The sequence below is a fragment of the Pseudomonas parakoreensis genome (genome assembly GCF_021602155.1).
Taxonomy (GTDB): domain Bacteria; phylum Pseudomonadota; class Gammaproteobacteria; order Pseudomonadales; family Pseudomonadaceae; genus Aquipseudomonas; species Aquipseudomonas parakoreensis.
Window position 1 is genome coordinate 302,323 of the sequence record NZ_BQHY01000005.1, and the last position, 23,598, is coordinate 325,920.

A 23,598-nucleotide genomic window follows, 5' to 3' on the forward strand; every position below is an offset into this window, starting at 1 on the left:
GCAGCCGAACCCCTCTTTTGTTCCAGGAGTCGAGTCATGGATGAGCAAAAACGCGTCGAAGTGGCTGAACCTCGCTTCGAACATGGACACTTCCTGCTGATCGCAGGATTTCGTGGGCGATTTACCCAAGACACCGCCAAGCACATCCCCACGCTGTGGGAAAAGTTCTTGCCGCACCTGGGAAAGATACAGGGACAAAAAAACGAAGTGACCTACGGCGTCTGCAGCAATTTCGACGACCAGGGTGGCTTCGATTACATCGCCGGGGTGGAAATCAGCAAGCTCGACGACCTCGACCAGAAGGTCTATCAGTGGGTCGAAGTGCTGCCTCGTCAGTACGCCGTGTTCGAGCACAAGGGACCGCTCGATGAGTTACCGCAAACCCTGCAATACATCTACAAGACCTGGCTGCCGACCTCCCACTATGTGGAGCTCAACGCCCCGGAGCTGGAACGCTACAGCGCCGATTTCAATCCACGGCTGCACACCGGCAAACTGGAAATCTGCGTGCCGGTCGACACCAAAGCCTGAACCATGACGATGAGGCGGATCACTGATCCGCCTCATGTTGTTCAACCGCGCTTGCCCTTGCCCAGCCGTCGCGCCCGCAACAGGTCGATGCCCAAGGTGATAAAGCCGAACGTACTGATGCCCAACACCATCAACAGGCCGATTTCAACGCTGCTCATAAGCGGTTACCCCCAAGGATGATCAGAGACACTGCGCAGGAATAGCCTGTCACCGGCGCGAAGAAAAGCGCTTATACGCAGGCTTTACGCCCCCCGCGCGGATCGATATGCACACCTTATTCCTTTATGCTTTGCGCACTTTTCTCCGCTGATTTTCGAGCTGCCATGAACACCGTCATCCGCAACGTCACCGCCGCCGACCTGGACCGCTGCTACGCCATCGAAACCGTTGCCTACGAAGGCGATGAAGCCGCCACGCGCGAAAAGATCGCCACGCGCATCGCCACCTGGCCGGAGGGTTTTATCGTCGCCGAAGTGGAGGGCGTGGTCGCCGGGTTTATCAACTCGGGCGCGGCGTTTGACGTGCAGATGTCCGACGAGGCGTTCAAGGAACTGATCGGCCATGACCCGAAAGGGCCGAACGTGGTGATCATGTCGGTGGTGGTACACCCGGACTATCAAGGGCAGGGCCTGGCCAAGCGATTGATGGCCGAATTCATCGAGCGCATGCGCGGGATGGACAAGGCGACGATTCATCTGATGTGCAAGGAGAAGCATATTGCGCTGTACGCCGGGTTCGGCTTTGCCTACATCAAACCGTCGGAGTCAGACCATGGCGGGATGGCGTGGCACGAGATGATCCTCACTTTGTAAGGCATCGCACATAACCTGTGGGAGCTGGCTTGCCAGCGAAAGCGGTGGGTCAGTCGACATCAATGTTTGATGCGCCGACGCCATCGCTGGCAAGCCAGCTCCCACAGGTTCTAGCGGTGTTTGCAATTCCCCGTTTAGTAAAGGGTGTCGATTACCCGCTTCGGTGCTTCGCGATCGTAGGTCTCGGCATCGAATTGCCCGTCGTTCAGACGCTTGTGAAACGCGCCGGCAGAGGGCAGGGCCGAGCGCGGCAGGTGGGTTTCCGGGTTCCAGGCGTCAGAGCGCACAAAGGCTTTCGAACAGTGGAAAAACGCCGCCTCTACCGTCACCAGCAACACCGTTTTCGCCGGTTTGCCGTTCACCGCAAAGCTTTCCAGCAGCTCAGGATCGGCGCTGATGGTTGCGGTGCCGTTGACCCGCAAGGTCTCGCCGATCCCCGGAATGATGAACAGCAGCGACACCCGTGGATCCTGCAGCACATTGCGCAAGGTATCGATGCGGTTGTTGCCCGGGCGATCCGGCAGCGCCAGGGTGTTCTGGTCGATGATCCGGACAAATCCCGGCGCATCGCCGCGTGGCGAATTGTCCAGGCCGTCGGCGCCCACCGAGCTGACGATCACCAGCGGCGAGACCCGCACCATCGCCTGATAATCCTCGTTGAGAAAACCGATCTGCTTGCGCACCGCGCGCTCGTGGGGCAGGCCGTAAATAGCTTCCAGTGCTTCGATTGAATCGATCATCGTGCATCCCTCGATGATTCAGAAAAACAGCCCCATGCGCCGCTCGTAACCGATCCGGCCCTTGTACGCTTCGCCGCTGTCGACGAAACCGTGTTTGGCGTACAGCGCGATCGCCGCGTCGTTATCGGCATCCACCGACAGTTCCAGCCCTTTGATCTCCGGCCATGCTTCACGTGCGACGTCGGGCAACGCTTGCAGGCAGGCCTTGCCATACCCCTTGCCTTGCGCGCGGTGATCGACCTGCAAGGCGTGCAGGGTGGCGCTGTGTTCATCGGCCCAGGCCGGCAACACCGGCGGGCGCTTGAGCAGCAGGAACGCCACCGGCACCTGATCGGCCAGCAGGGCAAAGCCTTTCACGCCGGGACCAGGTTTGGACAGCAGCGTGTGCAACGCACCGTGAATGTCGCCGGAAAACTTGATCTGTTCGGGATGGATTTCAATCGCCTCGACCTGCTGACGCTGCAAGGCGTTCAGGCTGTCGTACGGCACGAGTTGGGCTGGCACGGGAATTTCCTTTTTCCTACAAAGGTGAGCCTTGGATTCTAGCGATTTTGTCTTCGGCGGAATTTTTTTGTTTCGTCTGTCGATCTGCCCGATGGCCGAACGACTAAGGGTGTCTTCACTACAAAAACCACGGAGAACACCATGAGCGCACACACTGAAATCCAGGCCCTGATCAACACTTATCGCGAAGCGGTGATGACCAAGAACGTCGACAAAGTCATTGCGTTGTACGCTGACGACATCGTCTCGTTCGATGCGATCAAGGCCCTGCAATTCAAGGGCAAGGCGGCTTATCGCGCGCACTGGGAAGCCTGCATGGAAATGTGCCCCGGCCCGCACGTTTTCGAGTTCCACGAGATCGCCATCGAGGCCGCCGACAACCTCGCTTTCGCCCATTGGGTCACGCATTGCGGGGGGACCAACGACAAGGGCGAAACCCAGAGCTGCTGGATGCGCGCTACCGCGTGTTATCGACCAGTGAACGGGACGTGGAAGATTGTCCACGAGCACTGGTCGGCGCCGTTCGATCCGATGAGCGGCAGCACGCTGTTCGATGTGCAACCCTGATCTTCAGCCATAGTTGATCCGTTCGATTCAGGAGAACGCCATGAAGTATCTATGCCTGGTCTACAGCGATGAGCGCCTGCTGCACACCTCGCCCGACAGCCCGGAAGACGCCGAGTGCTGGGCCTATGCCGAGTCGATTCAGGGCAGCGGGCGGATGGTTGCCGCCGAAGCGCTGGAGTCGGTGCAGACTGCGACCACGGTGCGCATGCGCAACGGCAAGCTGTCGATTACCGATGGCCCGTTCGCTGAAACCAAGGAGCAACTGGCTGGGTTTTATCTGATCGATGCCAAGGATCTGAACGAAGCGATTCAGGTCGCCGGCCACATTCCGGCGGCCCGGGTCGGCAGCGTCGAAGTGCGTCCGGTGCGGCAGTTGAATGTCTGAAGTCCGGGCGCGGGTCGAGCAGGTCTATCGCGAAGACTCGCGGCGGATTCTGGCAACCCTGATTCGCCTGCTCGGCGATTTCGATCTCGCCGAAGAAGCCTTGCACGAGGCGTTCTTCGTCGCGGTCGAGCGCTGGCAGCGCGACGGTGTGCCCGACAATCCGCGCACCTGGCTGGTGTCCACCGGGCGTTTCAAGGCCATCGATGTGTTGCGCCGCCGCGCCCGCTTCAAGGCCTCGCAGCCGCTGTTGCTCGCGCAGCTCGAAGCACTGGAACAGGCCGACTGGAGTGGCGAAGACGTGGAAGACGACCGCTTGCGGCTGATCTTCACCTGCTGTCACCCGGCACTGGCGGCGGATGCGCAGGTGCCGCTGACCCTGCGTGAAGTCTGCGACCTGACCACCGAGGAAATCGCCCGCGCGTTTCTTTCGGCTCCGGCGGCGATTGCTCAGCGCATCGTGCGCGCGAAGGCGAAGATTCGCGACGCCAGAATCCCTTATCAAGTGCCGAGCCTGAGCGAGTTGCCCGAGCGCCTCGACAGTGTGTTGCGGGTGATTTATCTGGTGTTCAACGAAGGCTATTCGGCGTCGATGGGCGCTGAATTGACCCGCGAGGATCTGACCCGCGAGGCGATCCGGCTCGGGCGGTTGCTGATGGAATTGCTGCCGGAGCCGGAGGTCATGGGGTTGTTGGCATTGATGCTGCTGCACGAGTCGCGACGCTCGGCGCGGACTTCCGTGGAGGGGGAGTTGATTCTGCTGGACGACCAGGACCGCTCGCGCTGGGATGCCGGGCTGATTGCCGAAGGTTGCAGGCTGATCGAACGCGCGCTGAGTACGCGACGATTCGGTCCGTATTGCCTGCAAGCGGCGATTGCTGCGGTGCATGCCGAAGCGCCGTCAGCGGCGCAAACGGATTGGCAGCAGATCGTTGGCCTCTACGACGTGCTGTTGCGCGCAATGCCGTCGCCGGTGATCGAATTGAACCGCGCCGTGGCGGTGGCCAAGCGTGATGGGGCGGTGGCCGGGCTGACGCTGATCGAAGGGATTCTGGATCGCGGCGAATTGCAGGATTACCACCTCGCGCATTCGGCGCGGGCGGAATTTTGTCGGCAGTTGGGTCGGGTAGAGCAGGCGCGGGCGGCGTACCGGCGAGCACTGGAACTGACCCGGCAGGAGCCGGAGCGGCGGTTTATCGAGGGGCGGCTGAGCGAACTGGATTGATCCGGGGAATTCATTGGCAGTGCCGGCCTCATCGCTGGCAAGCCAGCTCCCACAGTGTCTGCGCCGTACACAAAGTTAATGAACACCTCGGTACTTGTGGGAGCTGGCTTGCCAGCGATTGGCGGCGCCGCTATTCCAGCATCTTGCTCAGCAACCAGCTCCCCGCCGGCCCCGGCGGATAGACCCGCGACCACAACGCATCGACATACACCGGCCGTGGCCAGCCACGCACCGTCAGCTCCACCAGCGAGCCATTGCCGAAACGCGCCACCAGCCAGCGTGGCAACGCCGCCCAGCCGAAGCCCATTTCCGCCATCTCCATCAGCATCAGGTAACTCGGCGCCGACCACACCCGGCCTTTGGCGCGGCTGTCGTAGGGATTGACGATGGTTGCCAGACGCAACTCGCGATGCTGCTCCAGCACCTGCTGATCGACACCTTGGATGCCGGTCAGCACATGATCACGTTTGACGAACAGCGCGATGTCGGTGTGCTCGGCCACGGTCGAGGTCACCAGGTCCGGCGGGTAGCTGTCGCGCATTTCGGCAAATGCCAGGTGCGCGCGGCCACGCTGGACCAGTTCGATCAGGTCGTCGCACTCGGCGATCAGGCATTCCAGTTCCAGGTCCGGATAACGCTGCTCGAAGTCGACCAGCGCCGCTTCGAAGCGCGCCGATTGATAGGTGTCGGAAATCGCCACGGTCAGCTTCGGCTCGACACCTTGGGCCAGTTGCCGGGCGCTCATTGCCATACGATGGTTGGCCGCCAGAATCGCCTCGGCCCGTTGCAGCATCACATGGCCGGCCGGGGTCAGGGTCGGTTTGCGGCTGCTGCGGTCGAACAGCATCAGATCCAGATCGATTTCCAGGCTGGCCACAGCGGTGCTTATGGTCGACTGACTGCGCCCCAGTTTGCGCGCCGCCGCCGAGAACGAACCCTGAGTGGCCGCTTGCACAAACGCCAATAGCACTTCCTGCGAAGCCATGAACTATCGCCTTGGTCGATGGTTATTGGTTATGAAGTATCGGTATGAGGGCGGATCATGGCAACCCTCTTCACTCAAGGAGTCAGGCCATGACTGCCAACAAATCCATCACTGAACGTATCTTCCAGGCCATCGGTTTCGAGTGTCTGGCGATCCTGATCTGCACACCGTTGCTGGCGTGGATCATGCAAAAACCGTTGCTCGACATGGGCGCGGTGACCGTGCTGATCGCCGTGCTGGCGCTGGCGTGGAACGTGCTGTTCAACGGACTCTTCGACCGGGCGCTCAAGCGCCTGAACCTGGGGCACAACGCCTGGACGCGGGTGATCCATGCGCTGCTGTTTGAGGGCGGGTTGATCGTGATGGGCGTGCCGCTGATTGCCTGGTGGCTGTCGGTCAGCCTGTGGCAGGCGTTCTTGCTGGACATCGGCGTGCTGCTGTTTTTCCTTCCGTACACCTATATGTATCACTGGGGGTATGACGTGGTGCGCGAGCGGTTTGTGCAGCGCAGCGTCTGTCAGAGCTAATCCGAACCCTGTAGGAGCTGCCGCAGGCTGCGATCTTTTGACTTTGATTTTTTAAAAACAAGATCAAAAGATCGCAGCCTGCGGCAGCTCCTACAGGGGCGTGTCGGGTTTAGAGAAACATCCCGCCCGACGCCTCAACCCGCTGCCCGTTGATCCACTGCGCACCCGGCGCCAGCAGCATCGACAGCGCGCCACCGATGTCATCCGGTTGCCCGGCGCGTCCCAGTGCGGTGTTGCTCGCAACCATCGCGTTCAACGCGGCGTTGTCGCGCACCGCGCCGCCGCCAAAGTCCGTCTCGATGGCGCCCGGCGCCAGAATGTTCACGCCGATCTGCCGCGCCCCCAGCTCCTTGGCCTGATAGCGGGTCAACACTTCCATCGCACCTTTCATCGCTGCGTAGGCGGCGTAGCCCGGCAGGCTGAAGCGGGTCAGGCCGCTGGAGATGTTGATAATGCGTCCACCGTCATTGATCAGCGGCAGCAGCTGCTGAGTCAGGAAGAACGGCCCTTTGAGCTGGATGTTCATCAGCAGGTCGAACTGTTCAGGGGTGGTCTCGGCGAACAGTGCGTGCACGCCAATCCCGGCGTTGTTGATCAGGAAGTCGAAGCGCGGACGATCAAAGTGCTGCAACGCCTGCTCAACCCGCGAAGCGAAATCGGTAAAGCTGTCGCTGCGGCCCACATCCAGTTGCAGCATCACGGCTTTGGCGCCGCGTTGTTCCAGTTCAGCCACCAGCGCCTCGGCTTCATCGGCGCGGCTGTTGTAGGTGCCGATGATGTCCACGCCTTCGGCAGCGAGGTGCAGGGCGGCGTTCTTGCCCAGGCCACGGCTGGCGCCGGTGATCAATGCGATTTTGCGGCTCATGTGAAATCCTCGATTGCGGTGAGTGGTGATGAGCAAAGTTTATTTATCCGCCGTGGGGTGATAAACAGACTGAAACCGGAATCACTGATCGGATCAGCCGAACAATCAACGGGTGTCCTCATGAACAAACTGGAACTGCTGCGCACCTTCGTCCGGGTCAGCGAACTGTCGAGTTTCACCCTGGCCGGCGAGAGTCTCGGGCTGCCGCGCTCGACGGTGTCCGAGCATGTGCAGGCTCTGGAAAGCCTGCTTGGCACGCGCCTGTTGCAACGCACCACGCGCAAGGTGCAGGCGACGCAGGACGGTCTGGTGCTGTATGAACGCAGCAAGGATCTGCTGTCGCACATGGACGAGATCGAGGGTCTGTTTCGCCAGGATCCAGCGTCGCTGAGCGGGCGGATTCGTGTCGACATGCCGAACATCCTCGCGCGACGCCTGATCATGCCGCTGCTGCCGGAGTTCACGGCGCGCCATCCGAATCTGGAGCTGGAGATCAGCAGCACCGACCGCCGCGTCGATCTGCTCAGCGAGGGTTTCGATTGCGTGGTGCGCATCGGCGCGCAGCCGGATCAGTCGGTGGTGGCGCGGCACTTGGGCGACTTCCCGATGATCAACTGCGCCAGCCCTGCGTACCTTGAACGCTACGGCGTGCCGCAGACGCTGGAGGATCTGGCGCAGCATCGACTGGTGCATTACGTCGGCGTGCTCGGTTCGCGCTCGGAAGGGTTTGTGTATGAACAGGACGGTCAGGTGCGGCGCCTGCCGATGGCTGGCAGTGTCACGGTCAACAGCACTGATGCCTATGAGTCGGCGTGCCTGGGCGGCTTTGGTCTGATCCAGGTGCCGCGCACCGGCATGCAGCCGCACCTCGAAACTGGCGAACTGGTGACTGTGCTGCCGCAGTTCACCGCACCGGCGATGGGCATTTCAATCCTGTATGCGCGGCAACGGCACTTGCCGCTGCGGGTGCGAGTGTTCATGGAGTGGTTGGGGGAGGTGATTCGTTCGACGCTCTGACCGACTTCACCTGTAGGCGCTGCGGCACGCTGCGATCTTTTGATTTTGCTTGTAAAAAACAAGATCAAAAGATCGCAGCGTGCCGCAGCTCCTACAGAGGATTTGTGGTGATCAGAAGATTTGGGTGAACAGCCAGTACAGGCTGCCCGACAGCAGAATCGCCGCCGGCAAGGTCAGCACCCACGCCATCAGCAGATTGCGGATGGTCTTCATCTGCAAGCCACCGCCATTGGCGACCATGGTCCCGGCCACGCCCGATGACAGCACATGGGTGGTCGAGACCGGCAAACCGAACATGTCCGCCGCGCCAATGGTCAGCATCGCCACGGTTTCCGCCGAGGCGCCCTGGGCGTAGGTCAGGTGGGTCTTGCCGATTTTTTCGCCGACCGTCACCACAATCCGTTTCCAGCCGACCATGGTTCCCAGCCCCAAGGCGATGGCCACGGCGATCTTCACCCACAGCGGAATGAAGCGTGTGGCGTTGTCGATCTGCTGCTTGAACAGTTGCAGTTTGTCCGTGGTGTCGGCGTCGAAGTTGCCGACCTTGTTCTTCTCCATCAGGCGAATGCTTTCGCTGGCCAGGTACATGTCGTTACGTACGTTGCCCATGGCTTCGGCCGGGACTTTCGACAGCGAACCATAGCCTTTGACCTCTTCGCCAATGTGCCCGGTCAGGGCGGCGAGGGCGGGGATCAGTTGCGGCGTGGCTTGCTTGCTGCGCACGTAATCCGACAGCACCGGACGCGGATCGACCGGCGCTGGCAACGGGGTGTTTTTCACCAGCGCTTGCTGAGTGACTTCGGCGACGGCAGCAAACTGCAGCGCCTGATCGGCGGGCATGGTGCGGTTCAAGGCGTAAGCCATGGGCAGGGTGCCGACCAGAATCAACATGATCAGGCCCATGCCTTTTTGCCCGTCGTTGGAGCCGTGGGCGAAAGACACACCGGTGCAGGTGGCGATCAACAAACCGCGAATCCACCACGGTGGCGGGTTGTTGCCTTGCGGCGCCTTGTACAGCGCGCGATTCTTGATGAAGGCGCGCATGGCCAGCAGCAACAGCGCCGCGCAGCCGAAGCCCACCAGTGGCGACAGCAACAGCGCGTAACCGATCTTGGTGGCCTGCGCCCAGTCCACGCCACTGGTGCCGTCGCGCCCGTGCATCAGGGCATTGGCCACGCCGACGCCGATGATCGAGCCGATCAGCGTGTGGGAAGAGGAGGCCGGCAGGCCCAGCCACCAGGTGCCGAGGTTCCACAGAATTGCCGCGATCAGCAGGGCAAAGATCATCGCGAAACCAGCGGACGAACCGACCTGCAGAATCAGCTCCACCGGCAGCAGGGCGATGATGCCGAACGCCACCGCGCCGCTGGACAGCAGCACCCCGAGGAAATTGAAGAAGCCCGACCAGACCACCGCCACGTTCGGCGGCAGCGAGTGGGTGTAGATCACCGTCGCGACCGCGTTGGCGGTGTCGTGGAAGCCGTTGACGAACTCGAAGCCCAGCGCAATCAGCAACGCCACGCCGAGCAACAGGAACGGGGTCCAGGTGGTGACGGTGGTGCCCAGTTCATGCATGTCGTGCATCAGGCTGTAAGCGGTGAACAACATGCCCATGGCCAGAACCGCGAAGAACACCACGTAAGTGAACGGACCGGGTTTCTTATCAAGTGCCGGCCGGCCGCCGTGGGCGGACGTGGGGCGGGCGGCGGTCAGGGAGGGAGTAGCCATGAGCGGACAATCCTGAGCGAGGGAAGGTTTGTTCGTCATGATCGTTGCTAAATATTACAGAGAGACTGCGATAGATCAGTGTTTGGGTTTTTAGCTCCACCACTGATCTGAAGGCTGAAGCAGATCCCTGTGGGAGCGAGCTTGCTCGCGAAAGCGGTGTGTCATTCAACAATGATGGTGCCTGATATTCCGTCTTCGCGAGCAAGCTCGCTCCCACAGGGGAACTGTGCTGGACATCAGGTTCGGTGGTCAGTAATCCCCGCGCTTGCGAAACGCCCAGCGCCCGGCAATCACGGTAAACGTCGCCACCAGCGCCACCAGAATCCAGAACCCTTCCGGATCTGTCGCCAGCGGCACGCCGCCGACGTTCATGCCGAAGAAGCCGGCGATGATGTTGATCGGCAGCGCCAGCACCGTGACCACGGTCAGGGTGAACAGCGTGCGGTTGCTCTGTTCGTTGAGGTTGGCAGCGATTTCTTCCTGCAGCAGTTTGATCCGCTCGCCGAGGGCGGTGAGGTCGTTGATGATCAGCGCGAATTCCTCGGTGGACTTGCGCAGCTCCTTGACGTCCTCTTTCTGCAGCCAGGCCGGTGGACGATTGAGCAGGCGCAGCAAGGAGCCCGGCTCCAGCGCCAACAGGCGTTGCAGGCGCACCAGCACCCGACGGTTGGCACCGAGTTCGGCGCGGTTGGTCGACAGGCGCGAGGAGAGTAATTCGTCTTCGACCTGATCGACGCTCATGCTGGTTTTGCGCACGATCTGCGTCAGCACTTCGCCCTGATCGCGCAGCAGGTGCACCAGCAGTTCCGACGGTGAGCGAAAGCATTCGCCGGCCTTCACCGACGAACGCAATTTGTCCACCGAGTGCAGCGGTTGCAGGCGTGCGCTGACGATCAGCTTGCTGCGCACACAGACCCACAGCGTCGACACGTCCGAGGACACCATGCTGCTGAGGTTGAACACCACGTCGTTGACCACTGCCAGCAACGCCGAGTCCACGTGTTCGATGCGCGTCGAGCGCGAACCTTCGTGCAGCGCCTCGAAAAACTCTTCGGGCAATTGCAGATGGCTTTTCATCCAGCGCTCACACGCGGCGTGCGCCAGGTTCAGGTGCAGCCAGAGGAATTCATCACGGTCGCTGTCGTCTTGCAGACAACGCAGGGCGGTCGCCGAATCGACTTCGCGGCCACGCTCACCAGGACGAAAACGGAAGCCGTAAAGCAGACCGAACAAATCAGGATCGCGATGACTGAGGTCGAGGCTGTGGTTCATGGAGGCTCGCTGCGAGGAGGGCGTCTGGCGTGGAGTTTTCAGATTCACCTGAGCCGCATCATCGCAACCGGATATGACACTTGTGTGACGATAAAGTGACGCCAGATCAATGCCTTACCGGCGGTCGGATTTCCTTCAAGAAGCGCTCTGGTGCGCCGATCACGCTTGGGTTACGTTGCGCGCGCTTGGCCATGAGCCAAGGCTCGCCGACACGGATGTCCGGCAAAATTCCACGCCTTATCGGGCGTGCCTCATCCCTGTCCTGAGTATCTCGCGATGCTGCAAAAATCCCTGAGAGCACAAATTCTCGCCCTGCTGAGCGGCAGCCTGCTGGCGATGCTGTTGATCGCACTGGCCTGCTTTCATTTCCTGTCCAATGGCGTGCAGAACTACAGCCAGTTGATCGCCGGCCCCTTGCACACCTCACAATTGATCGACGAGGCCAACCTGCAATTCAAGGTGCAGGTGCAGGAGTGGAAAAACGTCTTGCTGCGCGGCAAGCAACCGGCGGACCTGGCCAAATACTGGAGCCAGTTCGAAGATCGTCAGCGCGATGTGCAGAGCATTCTCGGTGAACTGGCCGGCCAGAAAGGCCTGGAGCCGGCGCTGAAGTCCCGCATCGAACGCCTGCGTGAAGAGCACCGCCAACTCGGCAGCGCCTACCAGAAGGGTCGCGATGCCTACGTCGCGGCCGGTGCCGATCCAGCGGCTGGCGACAGTGCGGTCAAAGGCGTGGACCGCGCCACCAGCGATCAGATGAGCGAACTGGTCGCCGAGCTGCGCAAGCAGGGCACCGAACAGTCGGCGCAGATCAGTGCCAATGCCGACAGCACCGTGCTGCTGGGGATTGTGGTGATGCTCGGTTCCGGTCTGTTGATCGGTTTGCTCAGCCTGTGGCTGGTCAACCGCAACCTGATCGAACCGATCCGCAAACTGATCGATTACGTCACCCAGTTGAGCCGTGGGCGCCTTGCCGAACGCGTCGCCAACGCCCGCCAGGACGAGTTGGGCAACCTTGCGGCTGCCGCCAATACCCTGCGCGATTTCCTCGCTGAAACCTTCACTCACCTGCAACGCAGTGCCAGTGATCTGGACAGCGCCAGCGGCGAACTGAATGCGATCGCCACGACCATGGCCGGCGGCACCAACGAGCAGTTCAACCGCACCGATCAGGTGGCCACGGCAATGAACGAAATGTCCGCCACCGCCCAGGAAGTCGCCCGGCATGCGGCGGATGCGGCGCGGGCTGCCGACGATGCCGACCAGTCCGCCCAGCAGGGTGAAAAGGTCATGCAGGGCACCATCCACAGCATCACCCGGATGCGTGGCGAAATCGCCAACACCGCTGAAGTGATTCGTCGCCTGGAAAGCGACAGCGGGCGCATCGGCAAGGTGCTGGAAGTGATTCGCGGCATCGCCGAACAGACCAACCTGCTGGCGCTCAACGCAGCGATTGAAGCGGCGCGGGCCGGTGAGGCCGGACGCGGTTTCGCGGTGGTCGCCGATGAGGTGCGCAACCTTGCGCAGCGTACGGCCGAGTCGATCATCGAGATCAACCAGATCATTCAGAACGTGCAGACCGGTGCCGTGGACGCTGCGCAAGCGATCGAAAGCGGTCAGGCGCGCAGCGACGAAAGCGTCGAGCAAGTGACCCAGGCCGGTGCGATGCTGGAGCGCATCACCCATGCGGTGGAAGCGATCCGCGACATGAACCGCCAGATCGCCACCGCCGCCGAAGAGCAGACCTCGGTGGCCGAAGACATCTCGCGCAACCTGACCGAGATCACCTCGATTGCCAGCACTAACCTCAACAGCGTGCAGCGCACCGAAAGTGCCAGCCAGAATCTGCATGGCCTGTCCGGGCAACTCAACGAAGTCACCGCGCGCCTGAGCGCCTGACGTCCGCCGACGTGTACCGATTCGGTTACCGAGTCGGTACACAGTCGATCTCAAATCCGTACGACTGCCGCCGATGGCCGGTTATCTAAAACCGGCATTGGAGCCATCCCATGGTCAGCATCACCTCCGTTTCGATCAATCAGACCGTCAGCACCGCCACCAGCAAAACCAAAATCAGCGACGCCAGTGACGACACCTCGGCCACTGCAACCAGCAGCGCAGGCGTCAGCGCCGATACCAGCAAAGTCGCGGCCGGCGGGGGCGCGGCTCCGGCAGGCGACAGCAGTTCCGACAGCAGCGGTGAATCGGATTCGGTGAAAGCACTGCGCAAGCAGATCGCCGAGCTGCAAAAGCAATTGCAGGAGCAACAGCAAGCGCTGCAAGCGGCTCAGGCCAAGCAGGAAGACGCTGATGCCAAAGCGGCTGACGTAGCCTCCGCCGAGTCGCAGATCTCCAGCACCTCGGCTTCGTTGCAGACCGCGACGGCGGCTTTGTTGCAGGCGTTGCAGGATTCCGGGTCGAGCAGCTCGGGGTCGTTGGTCAGCACGTCGGCCTGATTTCTCAAAAGCACTGAAGGTCCAATGTGGGAGCGAGCCTGCTCGCGAAGGCGCAGTGCCAGTCGCCTCAGATGTGGCAGACAGACCGCTTTCGCGAGCAGGCTCGCTCCCACAGGGATCTGTGGTGGATTTGAGTTTGCGGTGTTTCAGGCAGTGGGCAGGCTGAAGGTGAACAGCGTGCCGCTCTGCGCGGTGGACGCCACATGCAAATGCCCGCCATGGGACTGGGCGATCTGACTGGCGATATACAGCCCCAGACCGAGCCCGGCCTGTGGCGTGCTGGCGCTTGGGCGCGAGTAAGGCTGGAACAGATGCGGCAAAACCGCCTCGGGAATATGCCCCTGATTCTTCACCGCCAGCATCAACACGTCGTGCTCGACTTGCGCAATGACCTCAATGTCACCCGCCGGGTCGCCATGGGCCACCGCATTGGCCAGCAGGTTCGACAGCAATTGAGCGATCCGCGCGCGGTCACAGGGCAAGCCCTGCAAGTCGCCGATGGACGCGTGAATGGTGCGCTGCGGATGCACGTTACGAATTTCCGTCACCACTTGCTGCACGGCTTCGGTCAAATCGGCGCAGGGCTGGATATTCACCGGAATGCCCTTGCCCAAGCGTCCGCGAGCAAAGTCGAGTACGTCATCCACCAGCCGGGTTGCCCGTTGCGCACTGCCGAGGATATTGCGTACCCGCACTTCGATGGCCAGATCCGGATGCTTGCGCAGGAGCATTTCGGCGCCGGCGCTGATCGCGAACAACGGGTTACGCAAGTCGTGGCCGAGCACGGCAATGAACTGTTCGCGCAACTCGGCGGTTTCGCGCTCCTGCAACAACGCGGTTTCGGTGAGCTGCGCGTTTTCCTCGGCTTCGATCTGCAACGCAAGCATCCGCGCGAACGACTCCATGGTGCTCTGGATGCTGCTGGACTTGAGCTGTGCCGGGTTCGGATCGAGTGCGCAGATCGTGCCGAAAAAGCGTCCGTCGGTGCGGAACACCGGCACCGAGATATAACTCTCGAATTTGTACAGACGCGGGGTGTGATGATCGCGGTAGAGCGGGTCTTCGCTGGCCTTGTCGATCACTACCGAAGTGTGGGCAGCGCGGATTTCGTGGCACAGCGTGGTGACCACATCCAGTTCGCCACCGACCTGCAGGCCGAAATCCAGCTGGTCGAGGACGGCGCAGGCTGTCCACGACTCCTCGGTAACCCGCGCCACAGCGGCAAAGCGCAGGCCGGTCAGTTCGCGAATCACCTGAAGAATCGCCGGAACCGCGCTGATCCGTCCGATCGTTGCGATGTCTGTTGCCGCTGTCTGCCCCATGCCCATCGCTCTCGGCTGCAATTGTTTATCTGATGGTCGCCATACTAGCCGTCTGATGGCGATTTTGGCATCCCTTCAGGCGGCATCCGCGTGATTCGCCGGGCAACGGACGCAAAAAAGCCGCAGGATCCGGGATCGTGCGGCTTTGCGTTGGCGGTGTATCAGGTGTCTTGCTTGTTGCTTAGCACCTTGCCGGTAGTGGCATCGAAATCGACGTCATACTCTTTGCCATCGGCGGTTTTCAGCTCGACTTCGTACTCGTAACCGTTGAAGTGGTTATCCAGATCGGTGTCGGTGATGGTCGCACCCGGATGCAGTTTCAGCGCTTCGGCATTCATCGATTCCAGCGACTTGATCTTGCCGGATTTGACCAGCTCAGGGATCTGGTCGACGCGCACATCGGCCTGGGCCAGGCCAGCAGTCAGGGTCAGGGCAGCGGCGGTAAACAGGGCAGTCAAAGTTTTCATCGGCTCATTCCTTGGGTTGTTCGTTGAAGTGGGCTCAGGTTAACCACCGCAACTTAATTCACCCTTAAAACCCCCGAATACAAAACGGGCAAGCCAGGCCCGACACAAAACCTGTGGGAGCGTGGCTTGCCCGCGATGAAGGCGCCTCGGTTTTGCAGATCAGAACCCGTTGTTCTTCAACACCTGATCCACACTGGCTGGCGCCGGACGCTTGTAGAACTTCAACAGTTCGCTGGCGCGGTTGGTGAAGATGCCATCAACCCCGGCCGCCATGACTTTCTCGAAGTCCACCGGCTCATCGACGGTGTATACGTGCACCAGCATGCCCTGATCGTGGGTGTATTGATTCATCCACGGTTGCACCAGATCCGAGTAGCTCTGATCGCCGCCCTTGGTCAACTTGGCAGAAGGACCGGTGCCGATGGCGCCGTGAGCCTTGGCGAAATCCACCCATTGCTTGAATTCGGCTTCGGACTTCGGCTCCTGCTTGCCGTAGAACACGTTCTTGTCCTTCTCGCCGGATTCGGCAAAGCTCACCTTGGATTTTGGCTCGATGCTGCCTTCGCCGACCCACAGCAGCAGGATCTTCGGCACTTGCGGCATTTCCTTTTGCAACAGTTCGAGGCTGTTCTTCTCGAAAGTCTGCAGGATCACTTTGCCTTTGCCCTGGCCGACGCCCAGTTCGCTTTTCGCCAGCTTCGAACCGGCCGGGCTCAGCCAGCCGCGATCCTGCAGCTTCTCTTTGAGGTCATGCTCGATCCCCGGAAACAGTTGCGGTTCCTTGGTTTCGATGTACAGGCCCGGCTTGTGTTTCGGGTTGGCCTGGGCGATGTCGATGATTTCATCGAGGGTGAGGATTTTCAGTCCGGCGTAGGTCGGACGCGCGCGATCCGGGTAAGCCTTGTTGTACCAGCTGCCGGCGTCGAGGGTTTTCAGTTCGGCCATGGTGAAGGCGGTGGCCGGGCTGTCCTTGCGCTCGGGGAACTTGGTGGCGACGTCGGTGGTGCGTTGCAGGTTGTTGTCGTGCAGGGCGAACAACACGCCGTCCTTGCTGCGCTGCAAGTCCATTTCCAGGTAGTCGGCGCCAAGGTCGCGGGCCAGTTTGTAGGAGGCGGCGGTGGATTCCGGTGCGTCGAAGGACGCGCCACGGTGCGCGATCACGGCTGGATGCGGGATGCCATGGGCGGCGGCAAGCGCGTTGACGTCAGTCGCGGCGGCGTGGGCCTGGCCGAGACCGAGCATCAGGCTCAGCATGAGGGCGCTTTTGGTGAAAGTGGCGGGCATGTTCGAGTTCCTTTCGCAGGGCATTTTCAAAGACGTACCTTTTAACAACTGAAGCGATTGCGTGCTATCGCCAGACCGACATAAACGTATTAAAAGCGATTTTTCCTGCACTTTTGTGGCGCGGTTTGCAGTACGCTTGCCCTCGGCAGACGCTCCGGCAGAGGGCGCGCCGAGTCTGTTGCCCTGCGTGTAAACCATCGATGATTTTTCGTGAGGTTTACCATGCGCATCACTTCCCAACTCATCTGTCAGGCCGCCGATGACCTCAAGGGTTTTGTCGGCCTCAACCGCAAGACCGGTCAGTACATCGTGCGATTCAGCGAAGATTCGTTCGGCATGGACGTGGCCGATGACGGCATTATTCCTGTGAATGAATTTGTCTGGGCGCCAGTGACGCCGCAGACCATGACGCTTAAACGCGAGCTGATTCAGTTGCTGCTGGACCAGAACATCGACGAGCGGATCAACATCACCGAGCCGTTGCGGGTGTACATGAGCAAGGTTGAGGTGCCGGAGATTGTGGCGGTGCGCAGTCTGGTGCAGGGCTGAGGTTTTTGTATTGACGCTACTGGCCGCATCGCGGGCAAGCCACGCTCCCACAGGTTATTCGTTGTTCTGAAGATCACGCAGTACCTGTGGGAGATGGCTTGCCAGCGATGAGGCCAGAGAGAACCCCACCCAACTCCCTACCCAAATCGATACTCCCGCTCCACCCGACACACCCGCGTCTGAAACGTCGAATACCACTGCGCCCGCCCGCGCGCCTGAATCACCCGGTGCTCGGGATGCTCGCGCCAGGCCAGAATCGCCGCTTCGCTCTCCCAGTAGGAAATGGTGATACCGACGCCATCTTCCCCGCGAATCGAATCAATCCCGAGAAACCCCGGTTGCTGGCTGACCAGCTCCATCATGCGCTCGGAGGCCGCCGCGTAACCGTTGTCACCCTCGGTACGGGTCGAGGTGAAAATCACCGCGAAGCAGGTTGGGGCCGGTTTCATTGCCGTTGCTCCACGCACGCTTCGACGAACGCCCGCACCAACGGTGGGATCTGGCCGTTGAGCACCGCACGTTCCGGTTGAAACAGCGTGGCGACAAAAAACACATGGTCAGTCAATTCGATCGCGCGCAAGTCGCCCGCCGAATCGTGCCCCACGGCGCGTAGCGGAGGGGTCAGCAATTCTTGTTCGAACTGCGGATTCACACCGAATCGGCAGCGATAACCTTCATGAATTTCAGACGTTTCGTACGCCTTGGCGATCAACGAACCGGCGACCAGATGAATGCTGTCTACCGCCTCCACCAACGAACAGGTCAGCGGTGTCAGTACCGCTCGCGGCGAATCCGGTGACGTTTCGCCATGCTCGGCATCGGTCCAGCCCAGCACGTTGCGGGAGAATTCCAGCAGCGCATGCTGAAAACCGCCGCAGGTACCAAGGAACGGGCGCTGTTGTTCGCGGGCAAAACGAATCGCCCTGAGTGCACCGGCCTCACTGTTGTAGGGGCTGGCCGGGACGCACCAGAAGCCGTCGTAGTGTGCCAATGGTGTATCGACGTGGATTTGCTCCGTGGCCAGCCAGTCGAATTGCACATTGTGGCCGGACTGCTCGGCGATCATGCCGAGGGCAACGGGGATCGCCTGGTGGGCGGTGACTTGCGGGTCGTAATCGCCGATCAGGGCGATGGAAATGGCGTCCATGGAATTTCCTGGATTTGAGTGAGTAAACCTCTGTGGTGAGGGGATTTATCCCCGACGGGGCGCGAAGCGGCCCTCAAACAAGGCCTGCTGCGCAGTCCATCGGGGGATGAATCCCCTCACCACGGTGAATGTGTGCAGTTGTCGATCACCGGGGCTCACTATAGATTGGCGTTCACGCACTCAATATTGGCGTTTTCCCAAGTGATCAATGCAGCGACGCACTATCGACTCGACTACCCGGATCTGGCGCTGATCCTTGCGTTGGTGCGCGGCGGCTCTCTGGCCCGGGCGTCGCAGTTGCTCAGGGTCGACGTGTCGACGGTGTTTCGCGCAGTGCGTCGTCTGGAGTCGGCGCTGGGCCAGCAGTTGTTCGAAAAGAGCCGCGCCGGTTATTTGCCTACCACCCTCGCGCAGACGCTGGCCGAGCAGGCCGAGCGCGCCGAGCAGGCGCTGGAAGCGGCGCGAATCGGTGTCGAGCAGGGCGGGGAAGTGGTCAGCGGTACGGTGCGCCTAACCTGTACCGATTCGGTGCTGCAAGGCCTGCTGTTGCCGGCGCTGGCGCAGTTCATGCCGAACTACCCGGCGCTGACTCTCGAGCTGAGCACCTCCAACGATTTCGCCAACCTCAGCCGGCGTGATGCCGACATCGCCCTGCGCCTGACGCGTACACCGCCGGAGCATCTGGTCGGACGGCAACTGGCGAAGGTCTCCTACCGGGTCTGCGCCAGTGCGCGTTATCTGCAGAATGTGGATGCGACGGATCTGGCAGCGCTGACCTGGATCGCCCCGGACGAGTTTCTGCCGGATCACCCGACCGTCGCCTGGCGCCGCCAACAGTTGCCCGGCGTGATCCCGAGTTATCGCTGCAACAGCATGCTCTCGGTGACGGAACTGGTGCGCGGCGGTCTCGGCGTGGCGGCGTTGCCGGACTTTCTGATCACGGAAGGCTTGCAGCCCCTCAGCGAACCGCTGCACGGCTATGACACCGCGCTGTGGCTGCTGACCCGCGCGGACTGCCGCGCGTTGCGCGCGGTGGTCACGCTGTTCGATGAATTGGGGCGGGCGCTGCGTTTGCCATGATCAGCGTTGCGGATCCTGGCAGATGTGCGCATGCAGTTCGCGGGTCAGGCCTTCGATGCGTTCAGTCAGGCTCTTGGTCATCTCGGTGAGTCGGGTGTTCTGTTCCAGCAATTCGAGCAGTTGCGCGGTGGTCTGTGCGGCCTGCGCCTGGCGCTCGCTGTTGGCCACCGCCAGCGCTTCACGGTGTTGCGCGTCGGCGTCCGACTGCGCCTTGTCCCGCGCGGCCTGTCGAGTCTGTGCCAGCAGAATCAACGGCGCGGCGTAGGCGGCTTGCAGGCTGAACGCGAGGTTGAGCAGGATGAACGGGTAGACGTCGAACTGCGTCACGCCCGAGACGTTTAGGCCGATCCACACTGCGACGATCAGCGTTTGCGCGCCGAGAAACAGCGGCGTGCCGAAGAACCGCGCGAAGGCCTCGGCACGCAGGGCGAACGCGTCGTTGCCGAAGGTGGTGTTGAGGTGAGCGTGGGGGCGGTGGAAGCGCAGGTGATCGACCGGGGCGGGCGCGGGGACATCGGGTTTTTCTGTGGTCATGGTGGGCTCGGCAGGACTTGGGACTGGAGGTCACTATAGCCCTGCATCGAGGCTGATGGCCCGTTCGCGAGCAGGCTCGCTCCTACAGGGATTGATGAGTCGATCACTTAACTTGTGATCAACCCGGAACCTGTGGGAGCGAGCCTGCTCGCGAAAGCCGCGACGCGGTCTCTCAGCCCGGCGCCCGCTCATTGGCAAACATGCTCACCGCCTGCACCGCTTCACTGGCGCCATCGCGGATCTGCAGAATCACGCTGCCGGCCTGATCCGCCAGTTCAACGCCTTGCGCCGCCCGCCCGCGGGTGCCTTCCATGCTCTTGATCGCCTGCCGTGTCTCGCTCTGGATCAGGCCGATCATGTTGGAAATCTCCGCCGTCGAGCCGCTGGTGCGCGCCGCCAGTTGCCGCACTTCGTCCGCCACCACGGCAAAACCGCGGCCCTGATCCCCGGCGCGAGCCGCTTCAATTGCCGCGTTGAGCGCCAGCAGATTGGTCTGGTCGGCAATCGCGCGGATCGTATTGACGATCGCGGTGATCTGCTCCGAGCGTTCGCCAAGTTGCGCAATCAGCGTTGATGACTGCGCGATGTCGTCAGCAATCTCGCGCATTTCGCTGGCCGCCTGCTGGATCACCTGAGTGCCTTGCTCGGCGACTTTCCGGGTTTCCACGGAGATGTGATAAGCGGCGCTGGCGCTACGGGCATCGTGCTCGTGCTGCTCGACGCGGGCGGTGACGTCCGTGGCGAATTTCACCACTTTGCACAAACGCCCCGCGGCGTCGTACACCGGGTTGTAGTTGGCCTCCAGCCAAATACTCTGGCCGCGCTTGTCGACGCGCTCGAACTGGCCCTGGAACAGTTCACCCTGATTCAAGCGTCGCCAGAAGTCCTCGTAGGCACTGCTGTTGACCAGCTCAGCGCGGCAGAACAAACGGTGATGTTTACCCTTGAGTTCAGCGAGGGTGTAACCCATGCGTGTCAGAAAATTCTGATTGGCCGTGAGAATGCCGCCGTCGAGGTCGAATTCGATCACCGCCATCGCCCGGTCGATTGCCTGCAGTTTGGCGTTGGCCTCGCTTTCCTGCTGCACCTTGGTCGTCACGTTCATGGCGAACTTGACCACTTTGACCACACGTCCCGAGGCATCCTTGATCGGGTTGTAATTGGCTTCCAGCCAGATCGGCTGGCCCTGGCTGTTGATCCGTTCGAAGGTGCCGGACTGGAACTGACCGTTTTTCAGGCGCGACCACAGTTCGGTGTATTGCGCGCTGCGGCCAAACTCCGGAGTGCAGAACAAGCGATGCGGCTGGCCTATCACCTGTTCGGCGCGGTAACCCATGGTTTTGAGGAAGTTGTCATTGGCCTTTAACACCACACCGTCAAGGTCGAACTCGATCACCGCCATGGAGCGATTGATCGCTTCAAGCAGGCCGTTTTGTTCGGTGATGGTGTGTTGAAGATCGTTGAGTTCGGCCTGGTGGCGTTTGAAAAACATAGAGGCAGTACCTGGAAGTAGGGAAAGACGAGGTTTGTGTCCCTGTTTCCGCGCTGGCAGAACAAATGCCGGGTCGGCATTTGTCATTGACTGCAAAGTGCCAGCATCCAGGCTGACGGCTCGATTTTATACAAACCAAGTTAAGTTGTACAAGAAATTGCGCATCGGTACGTTTCCGGCTTTTTCAAAGTTCGAGTCGGTGACACCGGGCGGGTGCCGAAGAGGCCGGTTCAGAGCTGATAACGTGCCAGAAACATCTCCAATGCCGACTCGGCCACGGCTTTTTGCGTGTCTGCATCCAGCGGCGGCAAACCCATGGAAATCTGCGGCCAGAAACCGAATGACTTCAACAGCCCCTGCACCTGTTGCGCGGCGAAATCGGCATCCACGGACTTCAACCGACCATCGGCCAATGCGGCGCGAATCCACACTGTCAGGCCTTCTTCCCGCTCACCCATGCGCGCCACCATGTCTTGCGCGCGCTCCGGTGAATGAATGGTGGCAGCAATTGCCACCCGCGCCAGTCCGAGAAAATTGTCATCGGCCATCATCTGCAGTTTGGCCAGCAACATGGGCAGCAGTTGCTCGCGCAGCGGCTGATCGGCGCGGTAGCTCACCGTCTGCTCTTCGGTAATTCGTGCCCAGAGTTGGTTGAGAATTTCGGCGAACAGCTCTTCCTTGCTGGGGAAATGGTTGTACACCGTGCGCTTCGACACCCCGGCGGTGGCCGCGATCTTGTCCATGCTGGTGATCTCGAACCCGTTGGCCCGGAATTCGGCAATCGCCGCCTGAATGATGGCTTCGCGTTTGCGGTCGGTAAGGCGCTGTGCAGCTGTCATAAGTAAGCTTCGGCAGAGAAAGTGGGAAATTACACTTGGCAGTTTACTTGTCATCCGGTTTGATGCAACCTAGAAACTACACCGCCCAGTGTAATGTTGCGTTAATCCGCGCAACCTAAAAACCAGACAGTTCGGCTGATGCGTGCGTGCCTTGGCCATTTATCGTCCCACCGTGAAAAACCGTGAATTGCGCGGTTTTTCTGGAGTCTCTCAGTCATGGCCAATTCAGATATTTCTGCGGATCAAATTTCCACGCCTGAAGCCTCTCGCCAGGATCAAGGGCTATTCCGTAACCATGCGCCGGTGCAACGCGAAGGTGGGCGCAAGATGCTGCGGATCATGTGGAACATGATTTTCAACAAGCCGCGCAATACTCGTCCCGCCGCTGCGATCCCGGTGCAGTCGCTGACAACTGAAGACCTGCTGGCCGCGCCTGACCACAGCGTCTATCGCCTCGGCCACTCGACCCTGCTGCTGAAAATGCGCGGCAAATTCTGGATCACCGACCCGGTCTTCGCCGAGCGCGCTTCGCCCGTGCAGTGGGCCGGCCCGAAACGCTTTCACCAGCCGCCGATCAGTATCGACCAATTGCCGCCGATCGAAGCGGTGATCCTCTCGCACAACCACTACGACCACCTCGATTACCAGGCAGTGCTGAAACTGGCGGCCAAGACCAACTACTTCCTGACCCCGCTGGGCGTCGGCGATACCTTGGTCAAATGGGGCATTGAGGCCAGCAAAGTCCGCCAGTACGACTGGTGGCAGGGCACCGAAATCGCCGGCATCCGCTTCGTCGCCACGCCGTCGCAGCACTTCTCCGGCCGTGGCCTGTTCGACAGTAACAGCACGCTGTGGGCCTCGTGGGTGATGATCAATGGCGACACCCGCATCTTCTTCAGCGGAGACAGCGGCTACTTCGACGGCTTCAAACGCATCGGTGAACAATACGGCCCGTTCGACCTGACCCTGATGGAAACCGGCGCCTACAACGTCGAATGGCCGCACGTGCACATGCAACCCGAAGAAACCCTGCAAGCGCACATCGACCTCAAGGGCCGCTGGCTGTTTCCGATCCACAACGGCACCTTCGACCTGGCCATGCACGCCTGGCACGAACCCTTTGATCGCATCCTGTCACTGGCCTGGGAGCGCAGTGTGGCGATCACCACGCCGCAAATGGGCGAGGCGTTCAACCTGATGCAGCCGCAGCGCGGGAGTGCGTGGTGGTTGGCGGTTGAAGGGGAGGGTGAAGGGGTGGTGCAGAACGCCTGAT

26 protein-coding genes and 1 pseudogene are annotated in these 23,598 nt (G+C 61.0%); 12 read left to right on the top strand and 15 right to left on the bottom strand.

What is annotated here, in order from left to right; translation table 11 throughout:
• Positions 1-36 precede the first annotated feature (36 nt).
• Together L6D63_RS09950 and L6D63_RS09955 are read left to right on the top strand one after the other, a co-directional pair.
• The gene (locus L6D63_RS09950) at positions 37-531 is read left to right on the top strand and encodes a GyrI-like domain-containing protein (protein ID WP_121186804.1); all 495 of its coding nucleotides are present in this window, start codon (positions 37-39) and stop codon (positions 529-531) included.
• Between the two features lie 323 nt (positions 532-854).
• Positions 855-1,343: a GNAT family N-acetyltransferase gene (locus L6D63_RS09955; protein WP_131671181.1), complete on the top strand. Its 489-nt coding sequence runs from the start codon at positions 855-857 to the stop codon at positions 1,341-1,343.
• Positions 1,344-1,477: 134 nt separating this feature from the next.
• On the opposite strand, the gene L6D63_RS09960 is transcribed toward L6D63_RS09955, so the two are convergent.
• Positions 1,478-2,083, bottom strand: coding sequence for a pyridoxamine 5'-phosphate oxidase family protein (locus L6D63_RS09960; protein ID WP_095668507.1), 606 nt, complete (start codon positions 2,081-2,083; stop codon positions 1,478-1,480).
• An 18-nt stretch (positions 2,084-2,101) separates the two neighbouring features.
• On the bottom strand, positions 2,102-2,587 hold the full coding sequence (locus L6D63_RS09965) for a GNAT family N-acetyltransferase (RefSeq protein WP_047295915.1): 486 nt from the start codon (positions 2,585-2,587) through the stop codon (positions 2,102-2,104).
• Between the two features lie 141 nt (positions 2,588-2,728).
• On the opposite strand from L6D63_RS09965, the gene L6D63_RS09970 reads away from it, so the two are divergent.
• From L6D63_RS09970 to L6D63_RS09980, 3 genes are read left to right on the top strand one after another with little or no spacing between them, the layout of a single operon-like run.
• On the top strand, positions 2,729-3,154 hold the full coding sequence (locus L6D63_RS09970) for a YybH family protein (protein ID WP_131671182.1): 426 nt from the start codon (positions 2,729-2,731) through the stop codon (positions 3,152-3,154).
• A 40-nt stretch (positions 3,155-3,194) separates the two neighbouring features.
• Entirely contained in the window at positions 3,195-3,539 is a 345-nt protein-coding gene (locus tag L6D63_RS09975) for a YciI family protein (RefSeq protein WP_003227360.1), read from the top strand.
• Positions 3,532-4,761 carry an RNA polymerase sigma factor gene (locus tag L6D63_RS09980; protein ID WP_095668509.1) on the top strand — a complete coding sequence of 410 codons (1,230 nt, stop codon included), beginning with the start codon at positions 3,532-3,534 and terminating at the stop codon, positions 4,759-4,761. The genes L6D63_RS09975 and L6D63_RS09980 overlap by 8 nt, the downstream gene beginning before the upstream one ends.
• A 130-nt stretch (positions 4,762-4,891) precedes the next feature.
• Here the strand turns inward: L6D63_RS09980 and L6D63_RS09985 are convergent, their stop codons facing one another.
• Positions 4,892-5,746 (bottom strand): LysR family transcriptional regulator, encoded by an 855-nt coding sequence (locus tag L6D63_RS09985; protein WP_131671183.1) that lies wholly within the window; start codon positions 5,744-5,746, stop codon positions 4,892-4,894.
• Positions 5,747-5,835: 89 nt separating this feature from the next.
• Between L6D63_RS09985 and L6D63_RS09990 the strand changes: the two genes are divergently transcribed.
• Entirely contained in the window at positions 5,836-6,273 is a 438-nt protein-coding gene (locus L6D63_RS09990; RefSeq protein ID WP_131671184.1) for a multidrug/biocide efflux PACE transporter, read from the top strand.
• 109 nt (positions 6,274-6,382) lie between these two features.
• On the opposite strand, the gene L6D63_RS09995 is transcribed toward L6D63_RS09990, so the two are convergent.
• Positions 6,383-7,138, bottom strand: a complete 756-nt coding sequence (locus L6D63_RS09995) for an SDR family NAD(P)-dependent oxidoreductase (protein WP_047295904.1) — start codon at positions 7,136-7,138, stop codon at positions 6,383-6,385.
• A 120-nt stretch (positions 7,139-7,258) separates the two neighbouring features.
• On the opposite strand from L6D63_RS09995, the gene L6D63_RS10000 reads away from it, so the two are divergent.
• The gene (locus tag L6D63_RS10000; RefSeq protein WP_131671185.1) at positions 7,259-8,155 is read left to right on the top strand and encodes a LysR family transcriptional regulator; all 897 of its coding nucleotides are present in this window, start codon (positions 7,259-7,261) and stop codon (positions 8,153-8,155) included.
• Between the two features lie 111 nt (positions 8,156-8,266).
• On the opposite strand, the gene L6D63_RS10005 is transcribed toward L6D63_RS10000, so the two are convergent.
• Both L6D63_RS10005 and L6D63_RS10010 read right to left on the bottom strand, forming a co-directional pair.
• On the bottom strand, positions 8,267-9,883 hold the full coding sequence (locus tag L6D63_RS10005; RefSeq protein WP_047295902.1) for an inorganic phosphate transporter: 1,617 nt from the start codon (positions 9,881-9,883) through the stop codon (positions 8,267-8,269).
• 249 nt (positions 9,884-10,132) lie between these two features.
• Entirely contained in the window at positions 10,133-11,155 is a 1,023-nt protein-coding gene (locus L6D63_RS10010; protein ID WP_041066447.1) for a transporter, read from the bottom strand.
• A gap of 276 nt (positions 11,156-11,431) precedes the next feature.
• On the opposite strand from L6D63_RS10010, the gene L6D63_RS10015 reads away from it, so the two are divergent.
• Together L6D63_RS10015 and L6D63_RS10020 are read left to right on the top strand one after the other, a co-directional pair.
• The gene (locus tag L6D63_RS10015; RefSeq protein WP_047295900.1) at positions 11,432-13,054 is read left to right on the top strand and encodes a methyl-accepting chemotaxis protein; all 1,623 of its coding nucleotides are present in this window, start codon (positions 11,432-11,434) and stop codon (positions 13,052-13,054) included.
• A gap of 110 nt (positions 13,055-13,164) precedes the next feature.
• Entirely contained in the window at positions 13,165-13,611 is a 447-nt protein-coding gene (locus tag L6D63_RS10020) for a hypothetical protein (RefSeq protein ID WP_047295898.1), read from the top strand.
• Positions 13,612-13,757: 146 nt separating this feature from the next.
• On the opposite strand, the gene L6D63_RS10025 is transcribed toward L6D63_RS10020, so the two are convergent.
• The 3 genes from L6D63_RS10025 to L6D63_RS10035 form a co-directional block, all read right to left on the bottom strand.
• Entirely contained in the window at positions 13,758-14,933 is a 1,176-nt protein-coding gene (locus L6D63_RS10025) for a GAF domain-containing sensor histidine kinase (RefSeq protein ID WP_131671186.1), read from the bottom strand.
• A 161-nt stretch (positions 14,934-15,094) separates the two neighbouring features.
• The gene (locus L6D63_RS10030) at positions 15,095-15,400 is read right to left on the bottom strand and encodes a PepSY domain-containing protein (protein ID WP_041066459.1); all 306 of its coding nucleotides are present in this window, start codon (positions 15,398-15,400) and stop codon (positions 15,095-15,097) included.
• A gap of 159 nt (positions 15,401-15,559) precedes the next feature.
• Positions 15,560-16,684, bottom strand: coding sequence for a glycerophosphodiester phosphodiesterase (locus L6D63_RS10035; protein WP_121186776.1), 1,125 nt, complete (start codon positions 16,682-16,684; stop codon positions 15,560-15,562).
• Between the two features lie 222 nt (positions 16,685-16,906).
• Here L6D63_RS10035 and L6D63_RS10040 point away from each other — a divergent pair, with 222 nt between their 5' ends.
• The gene (locus L6D63_RS10040; protein WP_047295892.1) at positions 16,907-17,233 is read left to right on the top strand and encodes a DUF2025 family protein; all 327 of its coding nucleotides are present in this window, start codon (positions 16,907-16,909) and stop codon (positions 17,231-17,233) included.
• Positions 17,234-17,370: 137 nt separating this feature from the next.
• Here the strand turns inward: L6D63_RS10040 and L6D63_RS10045 are convergent, their stop codons facing one another.
• Positions 17,371-17,682, bottom strand: coding sequence for an antibiotic biosynthesis monooxygenase family protein (locus L6D63_RS10045; RefSeq protein ID WP_131671187.1), 312 nt, complete (start codon positions 17,680-17,682; stop codon positions 17,371-17,373).
• Entirely contained in the window at positions 17,679-18,380 is a 702-nt protein-coding gene (locus L6D63_RS10050) for a CTP synthase C-terminal region-related (seleno)protein (RefSeq protein ID WP_131671188.1), read from the bottom strand. The genes L6D63_RS10045 and L6D63_RS10050 overlap by 4 nt, the downstream gene beginning before the upstream one ends.
• A 138-nt stretch (positions 18,381-18,518) precedes the next feature.
• On the opposite strand from L6D63_RS10050, the gene L6D63_RS10055 reads away from it, so the two are divergent.
• Positions 18,519-19,460 (top strand): LysR family transcriptional regulator, encoded by a 942-nt coding sequence (locus L6D63_RS10055; RefSeq protein ID WP_047296295.1) that lies wholly within the window; start codon positions 18,519-18,521, stop codon positions 19,458-19,460.
• On the opposite strand, the gene L6D63_RS10060 is transcribed toward L6D63_RS10055, so the two are convergent.
• The 4 genes and pseudogenes from L6D63_RS10060 to L6D63_RS10070 form a co-directional block, all read right to left on the bottom strand.
• Positions 19,461-19,994 (bottom strand): DUF1003 domain-containing protein, encoded by a 534-nt coding sequence (locus tag L6D63_RS10060; protein ID WP_041066470.1) that lies wholly within the window; start codon positions 19,992-19,994, stop codon positions 19,461-19,463.
• A 172-nt stretch (positions 19,995-20,166) separates the two neighbouring features.
• Positions 20,167-20,661 (bottom strand): methyl-accepting chemotaxis protein, encoded by a 495-nt coding sequence (locus tag L6D63_RS28800; protein WP_371260358.1) that lies wholly within the window; start codon positions 20,659-20,661, stop codon positions 20,167-20,169.
• 51 nt (positions 20,662-20,712) lie between these two features.
• A pseudogene (locus L6D63_RS28805) lies at positions 20,713-21,573 on the bottom strand (PAS domain-containing protein); the annotation flags it as partial.
• Between the two features lie 143 nt (positions 21,574-21,716).
• Positions 21,717-22,325, bottom strand: coding sequence for a TetR/AcrR family transcriptional regulator (locus L6D63_RS10070; protein ID WP_095668518.1), 609 nt, complete (start codon positions 22,323-22,325; stop codon positions 21,717-21,719).
• A gap of 216 nt (positions 22,326-22,541) precedes the next feature.
• Here L6D63_RS10070 and L6D63_RS10075 point away from each other — a divergent pair, with 216 nt between their 5' ends.
• Positions 22,542-23,597, top strand: coding sequence for an MBL fold metallo-hydrolase (locus L6D63_RS10075; protein ID WP_131671190.1), 1,056 nt, complete (start codon positions 22,542-22,544; stop codon positions 23,595-23,597).
• The last annotated feature ends 1 nt before the right edge of the window (position 23,598 follow it).